Origin of the sequence: Nocardia sp. NPDC051787, from assembly GCF_040681325.1 — a bacterium.
In the GTDB taxonomy this organism is placed as follows: domain Bacteria; phylum Actinomycetota; class Actinomycetes; order Mycobacteriales; family Mycobacteriaceae; genus Nocardia.
The window spans coordinates 1-6,255 of the sequence record NZ_JBFAYO010000064.1 but is presented as its reverse complement, the minus strand read 5'-3'; the positions used below and the strand labels follow the sequence as shown (position 1 = coordinate 6,255).

Annotated in this window: 6 protein-coding genes and 2 pseudogenes; 6 read left to right on the top strand and 2 right to left on the bottom strand. The window is 65.5% G+C overall.

The window, feature by feature from the left end:
* The first annotated feature begins 242 nt into the window (after positions 1–242).
* From AB0M45_RS33640 to AB0M45_RS33615, 6 genes and pseudogenes are all read left to right on the top strand, one after another.
* Complete coding sequence (locus AB0M45_RS33640) at positions 243–869, top strand: GNAT family N-acetyltransferase (protein WP_364337503.1); 627 nt, start codon at positions 243–245, stop codon at positions 867–869.
* Positions 870–981: 112 nt separating this feature from the next.
* The gene (locus AB0M45_RS33635) at positions 982–2,820 is read left to right on the top strand and encodes a long-chain fatty acid--CoA ligase (protein ID WP_364337501.1); all 1,839 of its coding nucleotides are present in this window, start codon (positions 982–984) and stop codon (positions 2,818–2,820) included.
* Positions 2,821–2,835: 15 nt separating this feature from the next.
* Positions 2,836–3,090, top strand: coding sequence for a wax ester/triacylglycerol synthase domain-containing protein (locus AB0M45_RS33630; RefSeq protein ID WP_364337499.1), 255 nt, complete (start codon positions 2,836–2,838; stop codon positions 3,088–3,090).
* Positions 3,045–3,730: pseudogene (locus tag AB0M45_RS33625) on the top strand (wax ester/triacylglycerol synthase domain-containing protein). The gene AB0M45_RS33630 and the pseudogene AB0M45_RS33625 overlap by 46 nt, the downstream one beginning before the upstream one ends.
* Positions 3,727–3,903, top strand: a pseudogene (locus AB0M45_RS33620) (WS/DGAT domain-containing protein); the annotation flags it as partial. The pseudogenes AB0M45_RS33625 and AB0M45_RS33620, both read left to right, overlap by 4 nt.
* Before the next feature lie 109 nt (positions 3,904–4,012).
* Positions 4,013–4,165 (top strand): hypothetical protein, encoded by a 153-nt coding sequence (locus tag AB0M45_RS33615; protein WP_364337497.1) that lies wholly within the window; start codon positions 4,013–4,015, stop codon positions 4,163–4,165.
* Between the two features lie 45 nt (positions 4,166–4,210).
* Here AB0M45_RS33615 and polX read toward each other — a convergent pair whose 3' ends face one another.
* Complete coding sequence (polX, locus tag AB0M45_RS33610; RefSeq protein ID WP_364337495.1) at positions 4,211–5,938, bottom strand: DNA polymerase/3'-5' exonuclease PolX; 1,728 nt, start codon at positions 5,936–5,938, stop codon at positions 4,211–4,213.
* 8 nt (positions 5,939–5,946) lie between these two features.
* Positions 5,947–6,159 carry a hypothetical protein gene (locus AB0M45_RS33605; RefSeq protein WP_364337493.1) on the bottom strand — a complete coding sequence of 71 codons (213 nt, stop codon included), beginning with the start codon at positions 6,157–6,159 and terminating at the stop codon, positions 5,947–5,949.
* Positions 6,160–6,255: the final 96 nt, after the last annotated feature.

The following is a 6,255-nucleotide window of genomic DNA, read 5'->3' as shown; positions in this document are numbered from 1 at the left end:
ATCCGGATCACCCGTTTCACCAGCCCGAGCGCGGCCCGCAGGCGCTTGTTGTAGCCGGACTGCTGCGGCAGATACGGGAACATGCAGGCCAGATGAGGCATCACCGCGACTTCGGACTTACTCGTCTAGGGGTCACCGGAATCGACGGCTGCGTGCCTGTCTCGAATGCACCCGGTTTCGGCTCGCACTTGTTCCGCCACAGCCGGTGTCCCGTCATGATCTGTCCGTCGCGGATGCCCCGGGTGGACCTCGGCGCGGATCCGCTCGCATCCAGCGCTCGTACCGCAGCGGCACCGACTGGGCCGCCGGTCTCCGGGATGACCGTCCGCGCACTGACGCCCGACGATCGGGACGCGGTCGTGTCTCTGCATGAGCAGATGTCGGAGCATGATGCCTATCTCCGTTTTTTCAGCGCCCGCCCGAAGCATATCGACGAGTTCGCGGAACAACTGTGCCAGCACGACTCCACCCACCTCGCGCTCGGCGCTTTCGATGGCGACGGCCTGGTCGGGGTCGCGAATTACATCGTCACCGACACCACTCCGGGACACATCACTGCGGAGATGGCACTTGTGGTCAACGCGCATGACCAGCGACACGGCATCGGCACATTGCTCGTCCAGCAACTGGGCATGGCTGCCTACCTCAACGGGGTGGCGCATCTGACGGCTGAAATTCTCGCGGAGAACACCCTCATGCTCGCGATCATCACCGAACAGGGGTGGAGCGATGCGCTCCGATACGAGGGTGCCACCGTGCACTTCGATCTCGATCTCGAACTCGACGCCCGCGAACACCCGGACATACCCATACTCGGGCAAGAGGAAAATTCCGGCCGAGCAATCCGAAAGGGCAGACGGGGAACGTAGCGCTGGTCTCCCCGTCCGTAGTGGTTCCAGGAATCATGCTGGTATCTCCTCGTACACCTCTTTCTCGTCCGAGCGCCACATCAATCAGCCGGGAACTCCGTAGAATGAAGCCATGACGTTCCTCCGGGAATCCGAGGAACTTCCCGATCTCAGCAAGATCGAGAAACGGGCATCTTCGGTTGCCCAGATGCTCGTGGACCGCATCGCCGCGACTCCAGACGCGGAAGCATTCCGATTCCCTGACGGCGAGCGCTGGACCAGCGTGTCCTGGAAGCAGTTCGGTGACCGCGTCGACATCCTCGCCGCCGGACTGATCACGCTGGGAATCCAGGCCGAGGACCGCGTCGCGCTGGTGTCGTCCACCCGATACGAATGGGTGCTCGCCGACTTCGCCGTGATGTGCGCTGGTGCGGCCACTACCACCGTGTACCCCACCACCAACGCCCCCGGCGTCGCGTTCATCGTCGCCAACTCGGGCAGCCGTGTCGTCGTTGCAGAGGATCGGACCCAGGTCGACAAACTGATCGAGCACCGCGCCGAGTTGCCCGACGTGCAACAGGTGGTGATCTTCGACGGCGAGGGCGACGGAAACTGGGTGATCGCGCTGGACGACCTCGAGGAGCGCGGACGCAGACTGCTCGCCGAATCCCCGGATGCGGTCGTCGGCCGTATCCGCGGAATCCGGCCCGAGCACCTGGGCAGCATCATGTACACCTCCGGGACGACCGGCACCCCGAAGGGGGTCAGGCTGCCGCATTCGGCATGGACCTACAGCGCCGCAGCAATCGACGCCTTGCATGTTCTCGGCCCCGACGACCTGAACTTCTTGTGGTTGCCGCTGTCCCACGCGTTCGGCAAGGTGATGTTGGCGCTGTCACCGCTGATCGGCTTTCCCACGGCAATCGACGGCCGGGTGGACAAGATCGTGGACAACCTCACGATCCTGCATCCCACCATCGTGGCGGCCGCCCCGCGCATCTTCGAGAAGGCGCATGCCCGTATCGAGGGCATAGTGGCCGAAGAAGGCGGGATCAAGAAGAAGCTCTTCGACTGGGCCGTCGGGGTCGGCCTGAAAGTCTCGCGTGCAAGACAGGCCGGCAAGGATCCGTCGTTGCTGATTTCACTGCAGCACAAAGTCGCCGACAAGCTGGTGCTTGCCAAAATCCGGGAACGCTTCGGTGGTCGGCTGCGGTACTTCGTTTCGGCAGCGGCCCCCTTGGACCGCGATGTCGCGCAGTGGTTCGACGCGATCGGCATCATCGTGCTCGAAGGTTACGGCCTGACCGAGACCGCTGCCGCCTCGTTCATCAACCGCCCGGAGGCATACCGGTTCGGAACGGTGGGCAAGCCGTTCCCCGGCACCGAGGTCAAGATCGCCGAGGACGGCGAGATCCTGCTCAGAAGCCCGGGGGTGATGAGCGGCTATCACGGCCGCCCCGAGGCCACCGCCGAGACTTTCGACGCGTACGGCTGGTGCCGCACCGGCGACATCGGCGAGATCGACGCGGACGGCTACCTGCATATCACCGACCGCAAGAAGGACTTGTTCAAGACCTCGCAGGGCAAGTATGTCGCGCCCTCCGCGATTGCCGCCACGTTCAAGGGGATGTGTCCGTACGCGGCAGAATTCATCGTCTACGGAGAGACACGGCCCTATTGCGTCGCATTGGTCGGCCTCGACGCCCAGAGCATCACCGAATGGGCCGGCAAGCACGGCCTGGCAGGCAAACCGCTCGCCGAGATCGCGCGGGACGAGAAGACCCACGACGTGATCGCCGGCTACGTCGACCACCTGAACACCCAACTCAATCGCTGGGAACAGATCAAGAAATTCGACATCATCGACCACGAACTGTCTGTCGAGGCAGGTGATCTCACACCGAGTATGAAACTGCGCCGCAAGATAGTCGTCGACAACCTCGCCGGCAGCATCGACGCCCTCTATCACTGATCGGACGGGTGTGCGATGACGGAATTGGGCCCGCTGGACACCGGTTTCATGGAAATGGAAGACACCGACCGCCGGGTCAGTCTCGGGATCCGGACGGTGGCGATCGTCGATGGGCCACCGCCGGCGCAGCAGGAGCTACGCGCCTGGCTCGATCGCGGGCTGGAGCGGCACTGGCGGCTACGGCAGTGGGTCCGTCGTAGGCTGATGGACCTGAAAGCGCCGGTGTGGGAGGAGGACCCGACCTTCGATCTGGGGCACCACATCCGGTGAACCGCGCTACCCGACCCGGGTGGCGAGACACACTGCGGGAGCTGGTCGCGACCGAGTTGACCGAGCGGCTGGATCGTGAGCACCCCTTGTGGGAGGTGGTCGTGGTCGAGCACCTGACGGAAAACCGCTGGGCGCTGATCGTCAAGGCCCACCACACCCTGGTCGACGGAATGTCCGAAATCACGCTACTGGAAACTTCTGCGACCCGGCCGCAGGAGACGCAAGCCGACACCACGCAGCCGGAACACATTCGCGCACCGGGCTTCTGAAACGAGTGACGGAAACGATCCGCGCACCCGTGACCATACCGCGCTTTGCCGTCGCAACCGCGCGTACCCTGGCGCCGGTGCTGTACGCGGCGATCACGCCGGTCGGCGAGTCCTCGCTCAACGGCCCCATCGGGCGGCAGCGCCGCTACGCCATCGCGCGAACCATGCTGCCGCAGGTGCGCGAGATAGCGCAGGCATTCGGTGTGACGGTCAACGATGTCGCCGTCGCCGCCATCGCCGCCGCCTACCGCCGGCTGCTGATCAGCCCGGGGCGAAGATCCCATTCCCACCACGCTGCGCATCGTGGTACCGGTGTCGACACCGAACGACCGAGGCGAAAGACGTTCTGGACAACCGAGTCTCGGCGGTGATCTCACATTTCCCGATCGAGATCGACCGCCCGGTCGAGCGGCTGATCACCGTGCACGAGCAGATCCAACGGCATCGATCCCGAGGCGAAGCCGACGCCGAGAAGTCATTGCTCGCACTGTCGCAGCGCCTGCCGTTCGGGATCGTGGCAGAAGTATTCCGGCTGGCGTCCTGGTTCCCTCAGCGCGGCGTGAGCGCCCTGGCGACCAACATCCCCGGGCCCGGACACCGACTGACTCGGCGGCCGGGACGTAGTCCAGTTGTGGCCGTGCATCCCGATCGCGATGCGGGTACGCACAACAATCGCGATTCTCGGCTACCTCGACCAGCTGACCTTCGCCATCACCGGCGACTACGACACCACCCCCGACATCGACACCATCGCCTCGGGCATCACAACCGAGATCGCGGTACTGCTTGCCCACGCCCGCGGCTGACATACAACACCTGCAAGAACTCAGCTCCCGCTGTGCCGAACGAGCCTATTTTCCGCGGCGACGCTTGGCGAGGAAGCTCCGCAGGCGGCGCAGAGGCCAGGTGTTGATGACCTCGGCGGGCTCGGTCCAGCCGCGTTGTGCGGTGGCGACGCCGAACCGCAGGTGGTCGAAGTGGGGGACGGCGTGAGCATCGGTGTCGATGGCGAACATGACGCCGAATTCGCGTGCCCGTCGGATCAGTTCGTCGTCGAGGTCGAGCCGGTCGGGAAATGCGTTGATCTCCAAAGCGGTTCCGGTACGGGCGGCGGCGGTGAACACCGCGTCGGCGTCGAAGTCGATCGGTGGCCTGCGGCCGAGGATGCGGGCGGTGGGGTGGCCGATGATATCGACGTACGGGTGTTCGATGGCGGAGACGAGCCTGCGGGTCATCGCCTCGCGCGACTGGTCGAATTGGGAATGCACCGAGGCGATGAGGATGTCGAAGCCTGCGAGGAAGCCGTCGTCCCAGTCCAACGTGCCGTCGGCGGCGATGTTCAGCTCCGAGCCGTGCAGGACCGCGATGCGGTACCTCGAGGCGAGCGCACGCAGCTCCCGCCGTTGAGCGAGGGCCTTCTCGCGGGTCATCCGCTGCATCGCCAGCAGCGGAGCGTGATCGGTGATGGCGCAGTACCGGTAACCGTGGCGTGCCGTGGCGGCGATCATGTCCGCGGCGTCGGCCAGGCCATCGGTCAGGTCGGTGTGTACATGTAGGTCGCCCTTCAGATCGGTGGTCTCGACCAGTCGTGGCAGCCGCCCGGCCGCCGCGGCCTCCACCTCGCCACGATCCTCCCGCAGGGTCGGCGGAATCCACGGCAGCCCGAGCGCGTCGTAGATTTCCGGTTCGGTCGCCGCCGCCAGGAGCCGGTCGGTGTCCGCGTCGAAGAGCCCGTACTCGCTCAATTTCAGTCCGGCCCGGACCGCCAGCTTCCGGATGTGGATGTTGTGGGCCTTGGACCCCGTGAAGTACAGCAGCGCGGCACCCCAGGACGAGGCCGGTACGACACGGATATCCACCTGGATGCCCTGGGTCGTCACGATCGATGATTTCGTGGGGCCGTGTGCGAGAACCCGCTCCACCAGCGGCAGCGCGCAGAAGTGTGCCATGACCGTCTCCGGATCATCGTCGGCCGCGACGAGCAGGTCGATATCGCCGACGGTGTCGCGCATGCGGCGCAACGACCCCGCGTAGTCGACCTGGCCAACCTGGGGCAGCGTCTCGAGATCGGCGATGAGACTCTCGGCGATGTCCAGTGCGACGGCCAGCGGGATGCGGTGCCCGGACTCCTGCATGCTTCGGATCGCTTGTGCGAGATTGCGTTCGCTGGTCTCGCCCCAGCCCTTCAGGCTGCGCAGCCGTTCGTCGTGTAGCGCGGTCATCAGTTCCGGCATCGAGGAGATGCCCAGCTCCTCGTACACCTGGTGGGCCCGGCGCGGTCCGAGTCCAGGGATTCCCAGCAGGGCGCGAAGCCCGGCGGGCAACTGGGCGTGCAGTTCCTCCAGGTCCGCCATCCGGCCGGTGCGGCGTAGCTCGAGCAGGCGGTCGGCGGTGTGCGCACCGACCGCCGGAATCGCAATCAGTCCCTTGCGATCGAGGGTATCGATGTCGAGGTGATACCCGGCGACCGAGCGGGCCGCCTTTTCGTAGGAGCGCACTCGGTACGGATCACCGCCGGAGATGGCGATCAGGTCCGCCATCTCCGTGAGGGCCCCAGCCGCAACGTCATTCGAGCGCATAGCGGTCGCTACTGGTCGCTGCCCGCCGGGCGGGCCGGCTCACACCGCCACGCCAACCGGACCATGCGGGCACGGTATTCCGCCGGAGCGATCCGACGGGTGAGCAACGCGGCCAGCAGAGCGTTCTCCGCGTCCAGGGCCGAACACACCCGTGCCGGATCAGCCCACCCCAGGACCGGTTCCGCGTCCAGGACCGGCGGATCGGACTCGTCGGACAGCACACTAGACGAGTAAGTCCGAAGTCCCGGCGTTGTCCGGACATGGACGGAGGGCGTCGAAGATCATTGTGTGACGAACGACCTGGACGCCCTCCTGAC

Bases quoted from the DNA above. Each gene is read 5' to 3' on its own strand.
- AB0M45_RS33635 (WP_364337501.1), top strand. From the start codon at position 982: ATGACGTTCCTCCGGGAATCCGAGGAACTTCCCGATCTCAGCAAGATC.
- AB0M45_RS33630 (WP_364337499.1), top strand. From the start codon at position 2,836: ATGACGGAATTGGGCCCGCTGGACACCGGTTTCATGGAAATGGAAGAC.
- AB0M45_RS33615 (WP_364337497.1), top strand. From the start codon at position 4,013: ATGCGGGTACGCACAACAATCGCGATTCTCGGCTACCTCGACCAGCTG.
- polX (WP_364337495.1), bottom strand. From the start codon at position 5,938: ATGCGCTCGAATGACGTTGCGGCTGGGGCCCTCACGGAGATGGCGGAC.